The sequence below is a fragment of the Paenibacillus sp. FSL P4-0338 genome, assembly GCF_038002365.1.
In the GTDB taxonomy this organism is placed as follows: domain Bacteria; phylum Bacillota; class Bacilli; order Paenibacillales; family Paenibacillaceae; genus Paenibacillus_AQ.
The window spans coordinates 2,201,135-2,221,609 of the sequence record NZ_JBBOCG010000001.1 but is presented as its reverse complement, the minus strand read 5'-3'; the positions used below and the strand labels follow the sequence as shown (position 1 = coordinate 2,221,609).

Below are 20,475 nucleotides of genomic sequence, written 5' to 3'. Positions count from 1 at the left end.
TATGAATATAGAGACCCTGGTGCAAAGTTTTCCTGTCTTTCTGCTGATTTTTTGTCGAATTACCGCCTTTTTTGTTGTCGTTCCTGTCTTTTCGTCGCAAAGCGTGCCGACAACGTTCAAAATTGGTTTGTCTTTTTTTGTATCGATGGTCATCTTCAGCTCAGGCAGCATGAATATTACAGTTCCGCAGGATCTGGGGTTTATCCTCCTGATTATCAGGGAGGCATTAATCGGGCTGTTGCTTGGGTTTATCGCCTACCTGATGTTTATGACGATTCAGACTGCGGGCTCTTTTATCGATATTCAGATCGGGTTCGGGATTGCGAACGTCATTGACCCGATGACCGGGGCCTCGGCACCGATTATCGGTAACTTCAAGTATATGATTGCACTGCTGCTGTTCCTGAGCATGAATGGCCACCACTACCTGCTGGATGCTATTGTATACAGCTATAAATGGGTGCCGATCGATAATGACCTGTTCCTCAAAATGATCGGCGGAAGCTTGTCAGAGTTTCTGATCCGCACCTTTGCTCAATCCTTTATGCTGGCCTTTCAAATGTCGGCTCCGCTGGTCGCTGCACTGTTCCTGACGGATGTAGGCCTGGCCTTCCTGGCGAGAACGGCTCCGCAATATAATGTGTTTGTCATCGGTGTCCCGCTCAAAATCATTATCGGTCTGGCGCTGCTTCTTATACTGATGCCGGGGATGGCTGCGCTGTTCCAGAATCTCTTCGAGATTATGTTCGAGTCCATGCACAACTTGCTTGGCCTCATTGGGAAGAGTCCTTAGGCTACGGTAAGGAGAGATTGTCTTGGCAAAACAGGCAAGATACAAACTGAACCTTCAGCTGTTCGGAGGAGATAAGACAGAGAAAGCCACTCCGAAGAAACGGCAGGACGCCCGCAAGAAGGGGCAGGTTGCCAAAAGTGCTGAAATGTCAGGCGCAGTGGTCCTCTTCTCGGCGCTGCTGTCACTGAGCGTCTTCGGCGGCTTCATGAAAGAACGGTTTATCAAGCTCTACACAGATGTGTTCCAGAACCGGATGATGCTTGAGGTAACACCGGAGAATATCACTACGCTGTTTAACCAGTACGGGCTGCAGATCCTCATTCTGCTTGCTCCGCTGCTGGGCATCACCTTCCTGCTGGCGCTCGTGGCTAACTTCGCACAGGTAGGCTTCATGGCTTCAGGCGAAGGAATTACGCCTAAGTTCAGCAAGATAAACCCCATCAAAGGCTTCAAAAATATTTTTTCCATGCGTTCCGTAGTAGAGTTCCTCAAATCTATCTTCAAGCTCATCCTGATTGCCTATCTGGTCTACAGTACGCTTTGGGGACAGAAGGAGAGTTTTGCACGCCTCTCGCATGTCGATGCGGAAGGGGCATACGCCTTCGTTGCGAAGCTGACCATGAGCCTGGGCATCAAGATTGCAGCGGCTCTTTTTATAATGGCGGTACTGGACTATATCTATCAGAAATACGAGCATGAGAAGAGTCTCAAGATGTCCAAGCAGGACATTAAGGATGAGTACAAAAAGATGGAGGGCGACCCCATCATCAAAGGCAAGATCAGGGAACGTCAGCGCAGAATGGCGATGCAGCGGATGATGCAGGAGGTCCCCAAGGCTGATGTTATCATCACGAACCCGACCCACTTTGCAGTCGCCCTGAAGTATGACGGTTCCACAATGGAGGCTCCTCAGATTATAGCCAAGGGCCAGGATTATGTGGCACTCCGCATCAGGGAACTGGCCAAGGAGCATGGTGTTGTAACGATGGAGAATAAGCCGCTGGCACGGGCATTGTTCCAGAGAGCGGAGATCGGTGATGTAGTGCCGGCCGATCTGTTCCAGGCAGTTGCCGAAGTGCTGGCCTATGTATATAAGCTTAAAGGCAAGAGGAGATAAGCCGGGGGAGGTTAAGGACATTGAAAGCTAAAGATTTAACAGTTCTACTGGGCATTATCGGTATTGTGCTTATGATGATTCTGCCCATCCCTGTCTGGCTTTTGGATGTACTGTTAATTGTCAATATCTCGATAGCCCTGACCATTATATTGGTCGCCATGAATACCAGAGATCCGTTGCAGTTCTCAATATTTCCTTCACTGCTCCTGATCACAACGCTGTTCCGCTTAGCGCTGAACCTGTCAACAACCAAGCTGATTCTGGCTGATGGCCATGCCGGGGAGGTCGTAGCGACCTTCGGAAGCTGGATTGCCAGGGGACAGATCGCTATCGGGTTCATTGTCTTTCTGATCCTGGTTGTGGTTCAGTTCATTGTTATCACCAAGGGTTCGGAGCGCGTGGCCGAGGTAGGCGCCCGCTTCACGCTGGATGCGATGCCCGGTAAGCAGATGAGTATTGACGCGGATCTGAATGCGGGGATGATTAATGAGCAGCAGGCACGGGAACGCCGCCGTAATGTCGAACGCGAGGCGGATTTCTTCGGAGCCATGGATGGTGCGAGTAAGTTCGTTAAAGGGGACGCCATTGCCAGTATCATCATCCTCATTATCAACCTGATCGGCGGCTTCATTATCGGTATGACCGTTCATGGTATGTCGTTCCAGACAGCACTCTCAACCTACTCTGTCCTGACCATCGGTGACGGTCTGGTCAGCCAGATTCCGGCCTTGCTGATCTCCACGGCTTCCGGTCTCATCGTTACCCGCGCGGCTTCGGAGGGCAATCTGGCCGAGGATCTGACCGGACAATTGCTGTCCTATCCGAAGCTTCTATACATAGTGGCTGCGACCATTGCGTTTCTGGGGTTCTTTACCCCGATTACGATTATGTCCACGCTTCCTTTGGCGGGGCTGATGGCTTATGCGGCTTACAGTATGGGACAGAAGGCCAGCAGGCAGCAGATTGCCGATGAACAACTGGTCGAGGAGAAGCAGATCGAAGAGGTGCGAAGTCCCGAAAGTGTTATCAATCTGCTTACGGTGGACCCGATCGAATTCGAATTTGGTTATGGTCTGATTCCTTTGGCGGATACGGGGCAGGGCGGCGATTTGCTCGACCGTATCATCATGATTCGACGGCAATGTGCACTGGAGATGGGTCTTGTCGTGCCGGTTATTCGTATACGCGACAATATTCAACTAAAACCGAATGAATATGTCATCAAAATTAAAGGAAATAACGTTGGCGGCGGTGAATTATTACTTAATCACTATCTTGCCATGAGTCCTGGGTATGATGACGAGTCGATTAGCGGGATTGAGACTATCGAACCATCCTTTGGTCTGCCTGCCTTATGGATCGATGAGTCGGTGAAGGAGCGGGCTGAGTTATCCGGTTATACCGTGGTTGACCCGCCTTCCGTTGTAGCCACGCATCTGACCGAGCTGATCAAACGGTATGGACACGAATTGCTGGGCCGTCAGGAGACGAAGCAGCTGGTCGACAATCTCAGGGAGAATTACCCTGTGCTGGTGGACGAGCTCATTCCTTCCATTCTTGCTGTCGGGGATGTTCAGAAGGTGCTGGGCAAGCTGCTGCGGGAGAAAATATCCATCCGCGATCTCGTCACCATCTTCGAGACGCTTGCTGATTACGGCACTTATACTAAGGACCCTGATATTCTGACTGAATATGTGCGGCAATCTCTCTCCAGACAGATTACCCAGCAGTTCTCTCAGACGGGGGAGACCCTGCGTGTCATTACCGTAGGTCCCGGGCTTGAGAAAAAGATTTCCGAGAGCGTGCAGCAGACCGAGCAGGGCAGCTACTTGGCGCTTGATCCGGTATCTACCCAAACCGTCTATCAGCGGCTTACGGAGCAGATCAACCGTCTCCTGCAGTCCGGCCAGCAGCCGATTGTACTGACCTCTCCAACGATTCGCATGTATCTGCGCCAGGTTATTGAGCGAACCATGCAGGATATCCCTGTGCTCTCCTACAGTGAGCTGGAGCCAAACATTGAAATTCAAAGCGTCGGGGTGGTGAACTTATGAGAGTGAAGCGTTATGTGGTCGATACGATGCCTGACGCCATGCATTCGATCCGCAGCGAGCTTGGAAGCGATGCCGTTATTTTAAGCACCAAAGAAATAAAGGTTGGCGGATTCATGGGTATGTTCACAAAAAAGAAGATTGAGGTTGTGGCTGCTGTGGAGAACGGTGCAAAGGCGGCTGCGCAGGAGAAGATTCCTGCACCGCCGATGAACGTACCGCGAAATGCAGTACCAGAGGCCTATCAGAAGGCTGCCTCAGCCGCTGCTCCTCCTCTCCCGCCGCCTGTGACGGTAAGGGAGGCGGCAGCAGCCAAGTCGTTTGCCGAGATTGCCGCAGCACTGGCTGATCCACTGGAGCAGGGCGGAGGTGTCGCTGTGATGCCGCCTTTAGCCAAGACTGAGCCGCCGGTTATCCGCACTGAGGATATTGCAGCAGGCCAGCCGTCTGTACCGCAGCCGGAGGAGAGCCGGAAGAAGCTTGCAGCCATCTATGAATCGCTTGCAGCAGAACAGCCTGAACCTGAGAGTGCCTCTGCCACTGAGAGTGATGTCCTGCGGGAGATCCGGGATATGAAGCAATGGATGGAACGTATCGCACGTTATTCCTCAGGGGCTGCCGAGCTGCCGGATGCGCTGGAATCCTTACGTAGCCGCCTGATTGACCAGGAGACTGACGCAGTTCTCGTAGAGGAATGGATCGGATATGTTCTGGAGCGTTACCGTGAGGAAGGAAGCAGCTGGGGGCCGGAGCAATTCGAGGCTGTGCTTAGAGAGCAGATTGACGGTTTTCTGGCGGGACGAATTGCCGGCGGTATTGCCCCGGATACCCGGATTGTATATATTGCCGGGCCGACAGGGGTCGGCAAGACGACAACGATTGCCAAGCTGGCAGCGGAGCAGCTGTTCAAGCAGGGCCGTAAGGTCGGGCTGATTACCTCGGATACTTACCGGATATCAGCCGTTGAACAGCTTAGAACCTACGCCTCCATTCTCAACATACCGCTGGAGGTTGTCCAATCACCTGGAGATCTGCAGCGGGCGATGTTCCGGCTGGAGAGCTGTGATCTGGTGCTCATGGATACCGCCGGACGCAATTTCCGCAATGAAATGCTGGTGGCTGAACTACAGAGTCTGCTGGCCAAGGAGCTTAAGAGTGAGACCCTGCTGGTGCTGAGCCTGACCTCGAAGAGCCGTGACATGAAAAAGATCGCGGAGCACTTCGGCAGATACCAGCTGGATAAGGTTGTATTTACGAAGCTGGATGAAACTGGGAGCTATGGCCCGCTGTTCAATGTTCTGAATGATTACCCGCTAAAGCTCTCTTATATTACCAACGGACAAAATGTTCCTGATGATCTTCTAATGGCAACAGGGGAGCAGATTGGCGGCATGCTGCTGGGAACAGGGGGCGGGTGATGGACCAGGCGCAGGCGTTAAGACGGCTGGTCTCCAGTCAGGATACAAGGCAGGCTCCCGGAAGCGGTGCCTCTGCCCGGATCATCACGGTATGCAGCGGGAAGGGGGGAGTCGGGAAGTCGAATTTCACCCTTAACTTCGCGCTTGCACTGAAGGCCATGGGACGGAGAGTTCTTCTGTTCGATGCCGATATCGGCATGGCTAATATTGATGTCCTTATGGGTGTCTCATCCAGATACAATCTGTACCACCTGCTCAAGCGGGAAGCAGATATCGGACAGATCATTCAGCTCGGACCGCAAGCGTTGCCCTTCATTGCAGGGGGTTCCGGGATGGACGAACTGTTCACACTCTCGGAGGCGGATCTGAATTACTTTACCACACAGATTGCAAGCATTGCCGATACCATGGATTTCATCCTGTTCGACACAGGGGCGGGGCTGTCCAAGGAAACGATGAAATTCATCACTTCTGCCGACGACTGCCTGGTGGTGACCACACCTGAGCCTACAGCAATTACAGATGCGTATGCGCTGATGAAGGTTGTTCATAATTCGCATCCGGAGGTCTCGTTCAGACTGATTGTCAATCAGGCAGGGGATGAACGGGAGGCACGGGCTACCAGCGACAAAATCCGGATGGCAGCCAGCCGGTTCCTGCAGCTTGAGCTTCCCTTCCTTGGTTACATCAGCAGCGATCCGCATGTGGTACAGGCGGTTAAGAAACAAATTCCATTCTCAGTGGCTTTTCCGAACAGTATTGCAGCCAGGGATGTTCAGAGGCTTGCACAGAGTTATCTGGCTGTTGATTCAGTAGAAACCGCTAAAGTACAAGGCATCAAGGGATTCATTAGCAAGTGGTTGAAACGAAACAGATAATTGTTCTGAATTTGAGGGACAGAGGTGGAAAGCTATGAGGCCATATAAAGTTCTGGTTGTTGATGATTCTGCATTCATGCGCAAGATCATTTCCGATTTAATAGAGAATGATGCCGACTTTCAAGTCACAGCGACAGCTGCTAACGGACGTGAGGCGATTGAGAAGGTTAACGAGCTTTGTCCGGATCTCGTAACCATGGATGTGGAGATGCCTGAGATGAATGGCCTGGAGGCGCTAAAAAGTATCATGGCCCAGCGTCCGCTCCCGGTGATTATGCTGTCCGGTATCAATGAAGAGGGTATGAAGGAGACGATTCTGGCCTTGGAGTGGGGGGCTTTCGATTTCATCCGAAAGCCGTCCATTTCAAACTCCCAGGATATCATCGCTGTCGGAGAATCCCTCAGGGAGCAGATGAAGGAGGCGATGCTGGCGCGCGAGCGGCGTGAAGCCCGCGCTTCTGCCGTCAAATTGCCTGAGCCTCCTTCTCCTGCTGCTGAACTAACTGCTCCGCGGGCTATTGTGGAATCGGTGAGACGAAAGCTGGAGCCCTCCAAGAGAGAGGCGGATAAAGCACCGCTTCAGGGCACGGAGAAGCCGAGGGTCAAGGCACCGATTGAACCGCCTGCTGACAAACGGAAGCCGGAGGCCGGAGCTGAGCCAGTTACTGCGAAGCGGGTAATCAAGCCCGCGCCAGTAGTGCCCAAATCGGCTCCCGAAAGGTTTAAAGGCCGTTCCAAGGAAGTGCAGGGCGCCGGATGGGCTGGACAACGTGCAGCTGCTGAAATTGCTGCAGGTTCGTTCGTTGAACCTCCTGCAGCATCAGGAGGCCAGGTAAGCGGAAGCCGGGGCGTGCGTAAGCTGGTTGCTGTAGGCTGCTCAACAGGAGGTCCGAGAGCACTTAAGGCGTTCCTGGAGAACATCCCTGGAGACTTCCCGGCACCAATTGTCATTGTCCAGCATATGCCGCCTAACTTCACCAAATCGCTGGCCCAGCGCCTGAATACCTTTAGCGCGCTGGAGGTCGCGGAAGCGGAGCACGGTATGGTTCTCCGGCAGGGAGCAGCGTATATAGCCCCCGGGGGCTATCACCTGACAGTGGTTCCTGCGCCTGGCGGCCAATACATGATAGAGCTTACTAAGGAAGAGGTCCGCAATGGACATCGTCCTTCTGTAGATACACTGTTTGAATCGGTATTGAAGCTTACCTCGCTGGAACGTCATGCTGTCATTATGACGGGGATGGGCAGCGACGGGGCCCGTATGATGAAAGCACTCTACGATTCAGGGGTGACATCAACCTTTGCAGAGAGTGAAGAAACCTGTGTGGTTTACGGAATGCCGAGGTCTGCAGTAGAGTTGAAGTGTGTAAGACACATCCTGCCTTTGCAAGAAATTGCTCCAAGGCTGGTACAAGCCGTTAAATAATGGAATAGCGAACTCGAAGGGGAGGTACCCGCTCATGGACATGAACCAATACTTATCCATGTTTATTGATGAGTCAAATGATCATCTGCAGTCTTTGAACGAGAGCATGATGGGGCTGGAAGCGAATCCGGAGGATCTGAGTATTGTTCAGGTGATTTTCCGCTCCGCCCATACCTTGAAAGGTATGGCGGCTACAATGGGTTTTGAAGATTTGGCTTCGCTTACGCACCAAATGGAGAATGTGCTCGATTTGGTGCGTAATAACAAACTGCGGATGCAGGACTTCATTTTTGATACCCTGTTCAAAAGTATTGACGCTCTGGAATCCATGGTGGAGGATATCACCGGCGGGGGGGCGGGCAAGGCCGATGTAACAGCCATTGTCTCTTCCCTGCAGGCTATCGTTCGCGGAGAGGTTCCTTCTGCCGGCAATGCTTCTGCTGAAGTCACTGCTGCTGCGTCCGGCAATGCAAGTGCGGCCCAGGTGTTCCTGGATGAATTCCAGTACTCTGTGCTGGAGCAGTCCCTTCAGGAAGGCCATCAGGTGCTGTATGTGGATGTGGCTATCCGCAAGGACTGTCAGCTCAAAGCCGTACGTGCCTACATGGTCTTCGACCTTTTGGAGCGTTCAGGAGAAGTCGTCAAATCCTTCCCTTCGGTTCAGGACATAGAGCAGGAGAAATTCGATTACGGATTCTCCCTCTACTACATAACCCAAAAGGATGCAAGTGAAATTCAGAAGATGATTCTGAATTTGTCGGAGATCGAAGCGGTTACTGCTGTGGCGCTTGATCAGGAGTCACTTCGCCAAATGGGACAAGACACTGCGGCAGCTACCGCCGAAGCGCCTGCCCCGGCTCCGGTGCAGGAGGCTGCTCCCGCAGCTGCCGGTATTGCTTCACCTGCTGCTTCTGTGCACCCCAAGGAAGAGAACGGCAAAGCTGCCCCGGCCCGGGCAGGAGGAGCGCCGTCGCCATCACGAACCATCCGTGTTGATATTGAGCGCCTGGATGTGCTGATGAATCTGTTCAGCGAGCTGCTTATTGACCGTGTCCGGCTGGAACAGCTGGCCTCTGAGGTCCAGAACGGTGATCTTACCGAGACAGTCGAGCATATGGGCCGGGTCAGCGGAGATTTGCAGAATATTGTCATGAAGCTGCGCATGGTTCCGGTAGACACCGTATTTAACCGGTTCCCGCGGATGATCCGCGATCTGGCGAAATCGCTGGACAAGAAGGTGGATCTAATCATCACCGGCGCGGATACAGAGATGGACCGTACCGTAATTGATGAGATTGGTGATCCATTGGTGCATCTCCTGCGTAATGCGGTAGACCACGGGATTGAATCTATCACGGACCGTATCGCTGCCGGGAAGTCGGAGACAGGAACCGTTCATTTACGAGCATTCCATAGCGGCAATCATGTCTTCATTGAGATTGAAGAGGATGGTAAGGGCATCTATCCCAAGAATGTACTGGCCTCTGCCGTCAAAAAGGGTGCAATTACCCAGGAACAGGCTAATACGATGTCGGATGACGAAGCGTACCAGCTGCTCTTCGCGCCGGGCTTCAGTACGGCTGAGGTAATCTCTGACGTATCGGGACGTGGCGTGGGTCTGGATGTGGTCAAAGCCAAAATCTCTTCGCTGGGCGGCAATGTCACCATCTATTCAACACCGGGCAAAGGTACGAATTTCTCCGTTCAGCTTCCGCTGACCCTGTCGATCATTGCAGCAATGCTGGTTCGGCTTGGCTCAGAGAAATATGCCATTCCGCTCTCTTCCATCGTAGAGACTGGAATTGTGAAGCAATCCCAGATCCGCACCATTCACGGCAACCGGATGCTGGAGTTCCGGGGCAGCCATATTCCGCTGGTCTCCCTAAGCAAGATCTTCTCTATTCCGGACTATGATGAAAGCACGGAAGAGGAGACGGAGATCGTGGTTGTCCGCAAAGGAGAACGGCTGGTTGCCTTGGCCGTGCAGGACTTCATTGGCCAGAACGAAATTGTAATCAAGAACCTCGGCAAGTATTTGCCTGAGGTGCAGGGGATTTCCGGAGCCACCATTCTTGGAGACGGACAAGTAGCGCTTATTATCGATCCGAATGCTTTTATCAAATAATCAGGTTAGAACAGGGAGGGTCATTCCATGGCTGAAGATATTAAAGTAATTGTATTCAAGCTTGGCACTGAAGAATACGGCATTGAAGTAGAGAAGGTCCAGACGATTGAACGCATGATGCCGATTACCCGCGTACCGAAGACCTATTCATTTATCAAAGGTGTGATCAATCTGCGCGGTGTCGTGATTCCGGTTATTGATCTGCGCGGACGATTCGGCATCGAGGAAGCGGAGCACACCGACCAGACCCGAATCATTATCGTAAATGTGAATGAGATGGAAGTGGGCTTCATTGTCGATTCAGCCAACGATGTCATCGACTTGAACCGTGACATTATCGATGTACCGCCGGATGTTGTGGGCGGCATCAAGGCGAAGTATCTGGACGGAGTAGCTAAAATAGGGGATGACCGTCTGCTGATTATGCTTAACCTGTCTGAAGTGTTGAACAAGAGTGAAATCGTGCAGCTGGAAAGCCTGGAGGGCTAGCCTATGGAGCTATTCAAGAATTTCAAAGACTTCAAAATGGATGTACTTAAGGAAGTTGGAAATATCGGTGCCGGCAATGCAGCCACTGCCTTGTCCCAGCTGCTCAATAAGCCGATTGACATGGCCGTGCCGAAGGTACAGCTACTCAGCTTCGAGGAGATCACCGATAAGGTGGGCGGAGCGGAGGAACTAGTATACGCGGTATTCCTGCGTGTGGAAGGTGAAGCCCCGGGCAACCTGTTCTTCATCCTTACCCCGGAAGCGGCAAGCAGTCTGCTCAGCCGGATTGCCGGAATTGAAGTCTCCGGCGGCGATGAGTTGAGTGAGATGGAGTTATCCGCACTAAGTGAGATCGGAAATATTCTGGCCGGCTCATATCTCTCTTCCCTGGCGGACTTCACTTCCCTGTCCATGTATCCGACAGTGCCGGCGCTTGCGATGGATATGGCTGGTGCCATTCTTGGCTACGGGCTGCTGCAGTTCGGTCAGATGGGTGACGATGCTCTGCTGATCGATACGACTTTTTTAGAAGGCCAAAATGAAATTGAAGGACAATTCTTCCTTATTCCCGATCCGGAATCGTTCCCCAAAATATTCAAGGCTTTAGGAGTACCGTTCGACAATGATTGAAGAGCAGAGCATCATTAAAGTAGGTATGGCGGATCTGAACGTAGGCAGCCAGGACAGCCTTATTCGTACGACCGGTCTTGGCTCCTGCGTAGGACTGACTCTGTTTGATCCCGGTAAAAAGCTGGCGGGGATGGCTCATGTTATGCTGCCCTCGTCAGAGATTGCCCGGGAGGGACAGCTGAATATCGCCAAGTTCGCAGATACTGCTGTACCTGAGCTTTTGGCCCGCCTGCTGGGGCTGGGGGCGGTTAGAAGCCGGATTGTGGCTAAGATGGCCGGGGGCTCGCAGATGTTTGCTTTTGCCGGAGGGAGTGACACCATGAGGATCGGGCCTCGGAATGTGGAATCCTGCAAGCTTGCTCTGGACAACCTTCGTATTCCTCTTATCGCGGAGGACACGGGCGGCAATTATGGGCGCACGATAGAAATCTCTTGCACCACAGGAGTGATTTTTATCCGCAGCGTTCAAAAAGGCCCGAAGGAAATTTAGCCATGAGCAGGAAACTATTGCTGAATATTGTGGCCGGACTGATCGGATTTCTACTAACCTTCCTTGCGAATAACGGACAGAACCTGCTGGGTACCAGCCTGATCCGTGGCATGTACGGATTTATTATCTGGTTTGTGCTTGCTTTCTTCCTGAGATGGGTATTGGGTTTTATTATCGGAAAAGAATCCTCAGACCCCGAAGCCAGTTTGTTCGATAACGAAGAGTCACTTGGCGTGAAGCTTGATATTAGTACACCTGAAGAGGATCAGGAGCTCAAGGACCTGCTAACCCCAAAACGGGAGGCGGTCAGTGAAGAGCCCGGGGGGTTCACGCCTTTGCAGCCTCCGAAGCTAGTCTCTATGAAAGATCCTGAAGAATTGGCCAAGGCCGTTCGTCACCTGAAAGAAGAATAAGCGAGTGTTGCGGCGAAAGTCCGTCATCTTGCGCCGCATGTTTGCCCGCTGACTAAACTTTGGGAAGGGTGAAAGCCGTTGAACGAGCGTAAAGCAGCTCAGTCGGAAACAGACCTGCTTTGGGAGCAGTGGAAAGAGCACGGCGATCCTGAAGCTAAAAAAAAGCTGATTGAGAGTTATCTCCATATTGTTGATTACGTGTCCAGCCGTCTGGCAGTAGGGTTGCCCAAAAACGTCTCCAAGGACGATTTGGCCAGCAACGGTGTCATGGGACTCATTGATGCCATCGAAAAATTCGACTACAAGCGGGGGCTTCAATTCCAGACCTATGCCTCGTGGCGGGTACGGGGAGCAATTCTCGATTCTCTGCGGCAAAGTGACTGGGTTCCCAGATCCGTACGCGAAAAAGCGAAAAAAATCGAGGATGCCTACCAGCAGCTGGAACAGAAGTATTTGAGATCGGTAAGTGACGATGAAATGAGCCAGTATCTGAATATTTCGGAAACGGAGTTTCAGACGATGCTGCAGGATGTTGCAGTAATGTCGCTCTGTTCATTGGAAGATCCTATACGTGAAGAAGAATCAGAGACACGAATGTCCATATTGGTAGATGACAAGGCCAAGAATCCGGACCGGAAAGTAAATGAGTTCTACCTGCGGGATACGCTAACCAAGGGCATCGAGAAACTAACAGTGAAAGAACGGACCGTCGTGTCCCTTTTATATTATGAAGATTTATCTTTAAGCGAGATTGCGGAAGTGATGTCACTGTCTCCTTCGCGAATCTCCCAGCTTCATTCCAAAGCTATTTTGCGGCTAAGAGGAACACTTGAGAAGAACCGGGACCTTCTAATGCAAAATGATTAACCGGGTGACGGTGACAAGGGGGAGCAGAAATTGATCGGTCAATATGTATTGAGCCAATACCTAAGCATTACTTTTTCGGAGGATAAGGGGATTGCTTACCTTCAGTTCACCAAGAAGGATGAGAATTTCACCTGTTCGGTCGAGGACCTTGAGAGCTTCCTGTTCAGTCACAATATTCGTTTTGGTATCCAGCATGATATTGTTCAGCGGATTAGCAGCAACCCGGAAGAATATTTCTGGAACCGGGTGCCCATCGCGATTGGACAGCCTGCTGTCAATGGTAAGGACGGCCGGGTTGTGCTGACCGTTGATATGGAGGAGGACCGCAAGCCTCTGGAGAAAGAGGATGGCAAGGTGGATTACAAAGAGCTGGTCCGTCTGCATAACGTGAGGAAGGGCCTGCTTATTGCCAAGGTTATTCCGGCAGAGAACGGCGTGAACGGCAAAATGGTAACAGGGGAAGAGCTTCCGTTCCGGGCAGGGAAGGAGGCTCATTTCAAGGTAGGCAAGAATGTGGTGGTGGATCAGGAAGAGACCTCCATGTATTCGGCGATTGACGGATTGGTTACGCTGACAGACAAAGGGAAAATCAATGTATTTCCAGTGTATGAAATCAATGGGGATGTGGATTACAGCACAGGGAATATTGATTTCGTAGGAACAGTGGTCATCCGCGGCAATGTGCTTACCGGTTTCACTGTCAAATCCGCAGGAGATATCCGGGTGGTCGGCGGGGTAGAGGGGGCCGAACTGATATCGGGCGGGTCCATCGAGATTACCGGCGGCATCATTGGATATAATAAAGGCCTTGTAAGCGCCGGTAAAAATGTTAAGGTCTCGTTCATCCAGGATGGCAATGTTGTGGCCGGGGAGGATATTGTAGTCTCCCAAAGTATTATGCATTCCAGCATCCGGGCAGGCCATGATGTGCTGTGTAACGGGGCCAAAGGCTTAATCGTAGGCGGTATCGTACAGGCAGGCGAACGCGTGATCGCCCGTACCATCGGCAATACCATGTCTACAGCTACAGCGATTGAAGTGGGCGTTGTTCCCGAGCTGAGAAATGAGATCAACGAACTGCGCCAAGAGCTCCGGCAGCTTCTCGAGAATGAGGACAAGACCAATAAAGCGCTGTATCTGCTTAATCAGCTGGCGAACAACGGCCAGCTATCGCCGGATAAGGTGGCACTTCGCGTCAAACTTAATGCAACCAAGCAATCCCATATGCGTGATGAAAAGAGAATTAAAGAGCGTGTGCTGGAGATCGAGCGCATGCTGGAGGACACCGGCAGAGCAAAGGTTGATGTGGTCAAGACGATCTATGGAGGCTCTAAGATCGTAATCGGCAGGTATACCAGGTTCGTCAAGGACCCGACAGAGCGGGTATCCTTCATTTATAGTGAAGGGGACATATCCATAATACCGTATGTGTAATGGCGGGCAGCCGAGGCGGCCTGCTATTCCTTGATTCTGAAACCAATGAGTGGAGAAGAGGGATCTTATGAGTCTGAAACCGGTGGAACTGCAAATTGCATTGCCCCGTACCCATGATGCGGGCAAAGTTCAGAACAACCTTCAGCAGCGTCCTGCACTCGACCAGCAGCAATTGGCAGGCCAGAATGTCAAGCATAGTCAAGAAATCTCTCTGCGCAGCACTGAGGTTGACGAGTCTGCCGAATCGGCGCTGCGGGACGGCGGTAAGGGGAATGGCTCTGGCAGTCAGCCTCATCCGCGAAAGCCGGACAAGCAGGAGAATACTCATGATGCTGAACATCCCTATAAGGGGCACCGTATAGATTTCAGTCTCTGATTGGGACCAGAATAACCGCAAATGCAGTTAAGACATCCTATGAATTAAACGCAGAAGGAGATTACACATTTGGAACCATGGGTATACATCGTGCTGGTAGGCGCAGTTGCTATTGTTTATGCCCTGCGGCTGCCGGCCAGGACGGGCAAGGAAGACTCGGAGAAGAAGAGCCTGAAGGAGACGGAGGCGGCTCTCGAGCTCTACATGGCTGATATCGAGCATGAGAATTCCGAGCTGCTGAAGCTGGTGGGCAGTATTAAGACACAGTCACAGAGCAATAAGGTGGCCCTTCAGGAAGAAATCGGTGTATTGCGTGAGCAGGTGGGCGAACTGCAGAGGAGCCTGCTGCTGATGGATACGCGGCTGACTGCGGAAGAGAAGGGACTGCTTCAGCTGGCTGCCACCTTCTCGCGGGAAGCTTCGTCCGGCCATACAGAGAAGCCCCAGAACATGGAGCAGGCGGCTGCGGCAGTACCTCCGGCTAAGCCAAGGCCCGTCAGCTCCATTAAGCTGCGGTATCCCCGGCTGTTCGAGCTGCATGAGCAGGGGAAATCAATCGATTCTATTGCCAAGACCGCCGGCCTGCAGCGGGGCGAAGTGCAGCTGATCCTGCAGCTTGCCCAGCAGGAGGAATCCGTATGATTAAGAACCGGTTCTTTATGCTGGGACTAGGGATCGGGCTGATAGCCGGCGCGCTGCTGCTGCAGCTGATGATAGCCGGGCGGGCTCTGCCTCTAACCAAAGAAGAGCTGATCCGGCAAGCGGCTAGTATGAACCTGACCATTGTAGATCCGGCAGAAGCTGCTGCAACAGCAACGCCATCCCCGGAGAAAGCGGCCGAGGCCAAGACCTCCGGGGCGCCAGCAGCAACACCAGCCTCTACGCCTGTTGTTCCGCCCAAGCCGGCCGCAGCGCCAAGCGTCGCAGCGACTCCGGGCAAGCCTTCAGCTCCTGCGCAGCCGCAGAGCACGGCATCGCCTGTTACCAAGACTCCGGTTACGCCTGAAGCGCCTGTGGCTGTGGTGGACGGGGTAATCTCTTTGAAGATTCCCACTGGAATTACTCTAGCCCAGACGGCAGATCTGCTTGCGGAAGCCGGGGTTATCGAGGACAAGAACAAGTTCCTCCAGACGGCCGACAGCCGTAAGGTGAACACTATCATTCAATACGGCAGCTACAGCTTCAACAAGGGAGAGAGCATCAACTCCATTATTGACAAGCTGATTACCGTAAAAAAGTAATCGTTGCATAGGTTGTTTTAATATGATATATTAATTGACGGTGTTAAAACACACGCCGGTTGATTTCGACAAGAGGTGCTTTCTTCTGAAGAAAGTCTTGCTGAAAGATGACGCGCGGCGGAGGAGACACACAATAAACCAAAACTAGGAGGTGTGTGAAGATGGCAGTAATCTCCATGAAGCAGCTTCTCGAAGCTGGGGTACACTTCGGTCATCAGACTCGTCGTTGGAATCCAAAGATGGATCGTTATATCTTCACTGAAAGAAACGGAATTTACATTATTGACTTGCAAAAAACAGTCAAGAAGGTAGAGGAAGCTTACAACTTTGTAAAGAGCGTCGCTGGCGACAACGGCACAATCCTATTCGTAGGAACAAAGAAGCAGGCACAGGATTCCGTAAAAGAAGAAGCTGAACGTTCGGGTATGTTCTTCATTAACCAGCGTTGGCTCGGTGGTACCCTGACTAACTTCCAGACCATTCAGAAGCGTATTGACCGCCTGAAGAAACTGGAAGCTTGGGAAGAAGACGGTACCTTTGCAGTATTGCCTAAGAAAGAAGTTATCCTTCTCCGCAAAGAGAAAGATCGTCTTGAGAAATTCCTGGGCGGTATCAAGAACATGAAAGGTCTTCCAAGCGCGCTGTTCATCATTGACCCGCGTAAAGAGCGCATTGCAGTAGCAGAAGCTCGCAAATTGGGTATTCCTATCGTAGCTATCGTTGATACTAACTGCGATCCGGATGAAATTGACTACGTAATCCCAGGCAATGACGACGCTATCCGCGCCGTGAAGCTCTTGACTGGTAAAATGGCTGATGCTGTTGTTGAAGCTCATCAGGGCGAAGACACAACTACAGCTTAAGGTAGTAGCCGGAACATAAAACATGAACTTAAATGAAAAGGGTGGTTGGCAGGTGGATAACCTCTCACTGCCCTTTTTTTAAAATGCAAGTAAGTATCGCTTGATGTCCTCGCATGACAACGACTATGACCCTGGAGGGAATAACAATGGCAGTAGATGCAAAAGCAGTGAAGGAACTTCGCGAAAGAACAGGGGCAGGAATGCTCGATTGTAAGAAAGCGCTGGAAGAAGCAAACAACGATATCACCAAAGCAGCAGAATTGCTTCGTGAAAAAGGATTGTCCGCAGCAGCCAACAAAGCAGGACGTATTGCTACTGAAGGTACTGTAGAATCCTATATCCACGCTGGCGGCCGTATTGGCGTTCTGGTAGAAATCAACTGCGAAACTGACTTCGTAGGTAAAACGGATTCCTTCAAAGAATTCGCACGCGATATCGCTATGCAAATCGCAGCAGCGAACCCGCTGTATGTTCGCCGTGAAGAAGTACCTTCTGCAGACGTAGAGAAGGAAAAAGAAATTCTTAAGGCACAAGCGCTGAACGAAGGCAAGCCTGAGAAGATCGTTGAAAAAATGGTGGAAGGCCGCATCAGCAAGTTCTATGAAGAATATTGCCTGATGGAGCAATCCTTCGTTAAAGACCCGGACAAGACAATCTCCCAGTTGCTGAATGAAAAAATCAGCACCATTGGCGAGAACATCACCATCCGCCGCTTTGTTCGTTTCGAACTGGGTGAAGGTCTTGAGAAGAAAGTCGATAACTTCGTAGAAGAAGTTATGGCACAAGTAAAACAATAATAACTGCATGTCATTGAATAAGAACTGAATACAGGCAAGCATCAAAAGAGCGGAACACATACAAGTAGTGTTCCGTCTTTTGTAGAAAGTGAGGGTATATAATTGGAACAACCGGTATTTAAGAGAGTAGTCCTTAAGGTAAGCGGTGAATCGCTCGCCGGACAGAATGGCTATGGCATCGATGCCGATACGATCATCTCTATTGCAGAGCAGGTCAAAGAAGTCGTGGAGCTTGGAGTTCAGGTTGCGATTGTGTGCGGCGGTGGCAACATCTGGCGCGGAATCGCCGGAAGTGCAAGCGGTATTGACCGGGCAACAGCCGATTATATGGGGATGTTGGCAACAGTGATGAACTCGCTGGCATTGCAGGACGCTTTGGAACAGATCGATGTCCCAACCCGGGTTCAGACCTCTATCGCCATGCAGCAGATTGCTGAGCCCTATATCCGCCGCCGGGCGATCCGGCATCTGGAGAAGGGCCGCGTAGTTATTTTTGCCGCAGGGACAGGGAATCCGTTCTTCTCGACCGATACTACGGCAGCGCTTAGAGCAGCCGAGATTGAAGCCGAGGTTATCCTCATGGCCAAGAATAAGGTTGACGGCGTCTACTCAGCAGATCCGTTCAAGGACAGCACAGCCGTGAAATACGAGCAGCTGACTTACATGGATATTCTGAACAAAAACCTGGGGGTTATGGATTCTACCGCTTCCTCACTCTGCATGGATAATAATATACCGCTCATTGTGTTTGCTATTACAGAGCAAGGCAATATCAAACGCGTCGTTCTCGGCGAAAAGATCGGAACGATCGTTAAAGGGAGTGTAAATTAAATGCCACAATCGGTTAAGAAAAATGCCGAAGAGCGTATGGAAAAAGCGATTCTCTCGCTGAAACGCGACTTGGCAACACTGCGGGCAGGACGCGCTTCGACGTCACTGCTGGATCGCATCCAGGTTGAATATTACGGTGCTCCAACTCCAATCAATCAACTGGCTAACATCAGCACACCGGATTCCCGGACCCTGCTGATCCAGCCGTGGGACAAAACCTCAATGTCAGACATCGAGCGGGCAATTATGAAATCGGACATCGGGATTACACCTGCTAATGACGGTACAATCATCCGCCTGTCGATTCCTCCGCTTACCGAAGAACGCCGCAGCGAGCTGGTGAAATTCACCAAGAAGTTCGGGGAAGAAGCCAAGGTAGCGATCCGCAACATCCGCCGCGATGCCAACGATGACATCAAAAAGATGGAAAAAAACGGCATTTCAGAAGATGAATCACATGGACATCAGGAAGATATCCAGAAAACAACGGATAAGTTCATAGCTGAAGTCGACAAAGTGCTCTTGTCCAAAGAAAAAGAGATTATGGAAGTATAACGAAATTCATGAGACTTCAGGCCCCTCCGTTAATGGTGGGGTTTGTCTCTTTCTGATAAGAGCTTGGAGGAAACGGAAATGATCAAACGGATTCAAGAATGGCTGAGCCGTAAAGACAGGCAGGAGCCAGTCGAGATTTCACCGGATAATATTCCCCGGCACATAGCGATAATTATGGATGGCAACGGGCGCTGGGCGAAACGGCGCGGTATGCCTCGGGTTGTAGGCCATCAGAACGGGATGAAGGCGGTCAAACGTGCTACGATTGCAGCGAATGACCTGGGCGTTGAATTCTTGACCCTGTATGCTTTTTCTACGGAGAACTGGAGTCGGCCGAAGGATGAAGTGGATTTCCTGATGCGTCTCCCCGTTGAATTTCTGGCGATTGAATTGGACGAATTAATTGAAAAGAATGTACAGGTTCGCGTAATGGGCGATATCGACTCGCTGCCTTCCCATACGCGCAAAGCGATGGAAGAAGCGGTAGCCCGCACACAGAGCAATACCGGACTTATTCTGAATTTTGCACTCAATTACGGCGGGCGTAAGGAAATTGAGGATTGTATGCGCGGCATGGGCAAGGATATTCAGGCAGGAGTCCTGTCCCCTGAAGAGATTACTTCAGAGCTGATAGACAGCAGAATGTTATCCAGCGGATTACCTGATCCTGACCTGCTGATCCGTACCAGCGGTGAAATGCGGCTTAGTAACTTTATGCTGTGGCAGATCGCGTATAGTGAATTTTGGTTTACGGATGCATACTGGCCGGAGTTCGATAAGACGCATCTGATCCAGGCTGTTGCTGAATATCAGCGCCGCACACGCCGTTATGGTGGACTGAAGTAGCCTGATGGGAGAGGGATTCTTTGAAGCAGCGATTGATTACCGGAATTGTTGCCGGGGCCTTGTTTTTAGGGTTATGCTATTGGGGTGGCTGGCCGTATCAGCTGATGCTGACTGCCATGGCCCTCATCGGCTATTATGAATTTGTCAAAATGACGGGTACAGCAACCTTCGGACTGACTGCTGTATTGGGTTACGCCTCTGTAGTAGGCTTTATGATTCCTTGGGATCTTCTGGGGACGAATAAGTTATTCTCCTGGGAACAGGGGATATGGCTGGTATTGCTGCTGTTCCTGCTGGTCACTGTCTTCAGCAAGAATAAGCTGGATATCAAAATCACCGCGATGATGTTCACGGGCATTGTTTACATAGGAATGGGGTTCTCGTATATGGGAATCGCCCGCAGTGCGGGCGATAGCAATGGCCTCTTCTGGACGATCCTGCTGCTGTGCTGTATATGGGGCAGTGATGCCGGAGCCTATTTTGTCGGCAGAAGCTTCGGGAAGAACAAGCTGTGGCCTGCAATCAGTCCTAACAAGACTATTGAGGGCGCACTTGGCGGAGTATTGATTTCTGCTGTCATTTCGATTGTGTTTGCTTTACTGGTTCCTGATCTGCTGACTACGGGGCGCGCGCTGCTGATTGGAATTGCTTGCGCTGTGCTCGGTCAGCTCGGAGATCTTGTACAATCTGCCTATAAACGGGTGTACGGTATTAAGGATTCAGGCTCACTCTTGCCGGGTCACGGAGGCATCCTGGACCGCTGCGACAGCTGGATCATCGTATTTCCTTTCGTACATATCGTAATGCTGATGCCTTACTATTAACGACAGGGAGA

At 51.4% G+C, this 20,475-nt stretch carries 22 protein-coding genes; all 22 read left to right on the top strand.

What is annotated here, in order from left to right; all coding sequences use genetic code 11:
• The first annotated feature begins 1 nt into the window (after position 1).
• The 22 genes from fliR to MKZ07_RS09615 all read left to right on the top strand — a co-directional run bounded on the left by fliR (position 2) and on the right by MKZ07_RS09615 (position 20,464).
• Positions 2 to 793, top strand: coding sequence for a flagellar biosynthetic protein FliR (fliR, locus tag MKZ07_RS09720; protein ID WP_036692526.1), 792 nt, complete (start codon positions 2 to 4; stop codon positions 791 to 793).
• Positions 794 to 815: 22 nt separating this feature from the next.
• Positions 816 to 1,910, top strand: coding sequence for a flagellar biosynthesis protein FlhB (flhB, locus tag MKZ07_RS09715; RefSeq protein ID WP_084648837.1), 1,095 nt, complete (start codon positions 816 to 818; stop codon positions 1,908 to 1,910).
• Positions 1,911 to 1,930: 20 nt separating this feature from the next.
• Complete coding sequence (gene flhA, locus MKZ07_RS09710) at positions 1,931 to 3,964, top strand: flagellar biosynthesis protein FlhA (protein WP_036692533.1); 2,034 nt, start codon at positions 1,931 to 1,933, stop codon at positions 3,962 to 3,964.
• Positions 3,961 to 5,379: a flagellar biosynthesis protein FlhF gene (flhF, locus tag MKZ07_RS09705; protein ID WP_036692540.1), complete on the top strand. Its 1,419-nt coding sequence runs from the start codon at positions 3,961 to 3,963 to the stop codon at positions 5,377 to 5,379. Before flhA ends, flhF begins: the two co-directional genes overlap by 4 nt.
• Positions 5,376 to 6,257: a MinD/ParA family protein gene (locus tag MKZ07_RS09700; protein WP_036692542.1), complete on the top strand. Its 882-nt coding sequence runs from the start codon at positions 5,376 to 5,378 to the stop codon at positions 6,255 to 6,257. The genes flhF and MKZ07_RS09700 overlap by 4 nt, the downstream gene beginning before the upstream one ends.
• A gap of 34 nt (positions 6,258 to 6,291) precedes the next feature.
• Complete coding sequence (gene cheB, locus MKZ07_RS09695; protein ID WP_341025639.1) at positions 6,292 to 7,683, top strand: protein-glutamate methylesterase/protein-glutamine glutaminase; 1,392 nt, start codon at positions 6,292 to 6,294, stop codon at positions 7,681 to 7,683.
• Positions 7,684 to 7,717: 34 nt separating this feature from the next.
• A complete protein-coding gene (locus MKZ07_RS09690) occupies positions 7,718 to 9,808 on the top strand; it encodes a chemotaxis protein CheA (protein WP_036692545.1) in 2,091 nt (696 codons plus the stop codon).
• A gap of 27 nt (positions 9,809 to 9,835) precedes the next feature.
• On the top strand, positions 9,836 to 10,297 hold the full coding sequence (locus MKZ07_RS09685) for a chemotaxis protein CheW (RefSeq protein ID WP_036692546.1): 462 nt from the start codon (positions 9,836 to 9,838) through the stop codon (positions 10,295 to 10,297).
• 3 nt (positions 10,298 to 10,300) lie between these two features.
• Positions 10,301 to 10,927, top strand: a complete 627-nt coding sequence (locus MKZ07_RS09680; RefSeq protein ID WP_036692548.1) for a chemotaxis protein CheC — start codon at positions 10,301 to 10,303, stop codon at positions 10,925 to 10,927.
• On the top strand, positions 10,920 to 11,417 hold the full coding sequence (locus MKZ07_RS09675) for a chemotaxis protein CheD (protein ID WP_036692550.1): 498 nt from the start codon (positions 10,920 to 10,922) through the stop codon (positions 11,415 to 11,417). The genes MKZ07_RS09680 and MKZ07_RS09675 overlap by 8 nt, the downstream gene beginning before the upstream one ends.
• Before the next feature lie 2 nt (positions 11,418 to 11,419).
• On the top strand, positions 11,420 to 11,830 hold the full coding sequence (locus MKZ07_RS09670; protein ID WP_036692553.1) for a hypothetical protein: 411 nt from the start codon (positions 11,420 to 11,422) through the stop codon (positions 11,828 to 11,830).
• Positions 11,831 to 11,908: 78 nt separating this feature from the next.
• Positions 11,909 to 12,697: a FliA/WhiG family RNA polymerase sigma factor gene (locus MKZ07_RS09665; RefSeq protein WP_036692554.1), complete on the top strand. Its 789-nt coding sequence runs from the start codon at positions 11,909 to 11,911 to the stop codon at positions 12,695 to 12,697.
• A gap of 30 nt (positions 12,698 to 12,727) precedes the next feature.
• Entirely contained in the window at positions 12,728 to 14,131 is a 1,404-nt protein-coding gene (locus tag MKZ07_RS09660; RefSeq protein WP_341025635.1) for a DUF342 domain-containing protein, read from the top strand.
• Positions 14,132 to 14,198: 67 nt separating this feature from the next.
• Complete coding sequence (locus tag MKZ07_RS09655; RefSeq protein ID WP_036692560.1) at positions 14,199 to 14,507, top strand: hypothetical protein; 309 nt, start codon at positions 14,199 to 14,201, stop codon at positions 14,505 to 14,507.
• A 69-nt stretch (positions 14,508 to 14,576) separates the two neighbouring features.
• The gene (locus tag MKZ07_RS09650; RefSeq protein ID WP_036692562.1) at positions 14,577 to 15,149 is read left to right on the top strand and encodes a hypothetical protein; all 573 of its coding nucleotides are present in this window, start codon (positions 14,577 to 14,579) and stop codon (positions 15,147 to 15,149) included.
• Positions 15,146 to 15,748, top strand: a complete 603-nt coding sequence (locus MKZ07_RS09645) for a hypothetical protein (RefSeq protein WP_036692563.1) — start codon at positions 15,146 to 15,148, stop codon at positions 15,746 to 15,748. Before MKZ07_RS09650 ends, MKZ07_RS09645 begins: the two co-directional genes overlap by 4 nt.
• 161 nt (positions 15,749 to 15,909) lie before the next feature.
• Complete coding sequence (gene rpsB / locus MKZ07_RS09640) at positions 15,910 to 16,611, top strand: 30S ribosomal protein S2 (RefSeq protein WP_036692565.1); 702 nt, start codon at positions 15,910 to 15,912, stop codon at positions 16,609 to 16,611.
• A gap of 146 nt (positions 16,612 to 16,757) precedes the next feature.
• Positions 16,758 to 17,408, top strand: coding sequence for a translation elongation factor Ts (gene tsf / locus MKZ07_RS09635; RefSeq protein ID WP_036692572.1), 651 nt, complete (start codon positions 16,758 to 16,760; stop codon positions 17,406 to 17,408).
• A 102-nt stretch (positions 17,409 to 17,510) separates the two neighbouring features.
• Positions 17,511 to 18,239, top strand: coding sequence for a UMP kinase (gene pyrH / locus MKZ07_RS09630; protein WP_036692582.1), 729 nt, complete (start codon positions 17,511 to 17,513; stop codon positions 18,237 to 18,239).
• Positions 18,240 to 18,794: a ribosome recycling factor gene (frr, locus tag MKZ07_RS09625; protein ID WP_036692586.1), complete on the top strand. Its 555-nt coding sequence runs from the start codon at positions 18,240 to 18,242 to the stop codon at positions 18,792 to 18,794.
• A 78-nt stretch (positions 18,795 to 18,872) separates the two neighbouring features.
• Positions 18,873 to 19,640 carry an isoprenyl transferase gene (locus MKZ07_RS09620; protein WP_036692589.1) on the top strand — a complete coding sequence of 256 codons (768 nt, stop codon included), beginning with the start codon at positions 18,873 to 18,875 and terminating at the stop codon, positions 19,638 to 19,640.
• 20 nt (positions 19,641 to 19,660) lie between these two features.
• Entirely contained in the window at positions 19,661 to 20,464 is an 804-nt protein-coding gene (locus tag MKZ07_RS09615) for a phosphatidate cytidylyltransferase (protein WP_341025632.1), read from the top strand.
• Positions 20,465 to 20,475 lie beyond the last annotated feature (11 nt).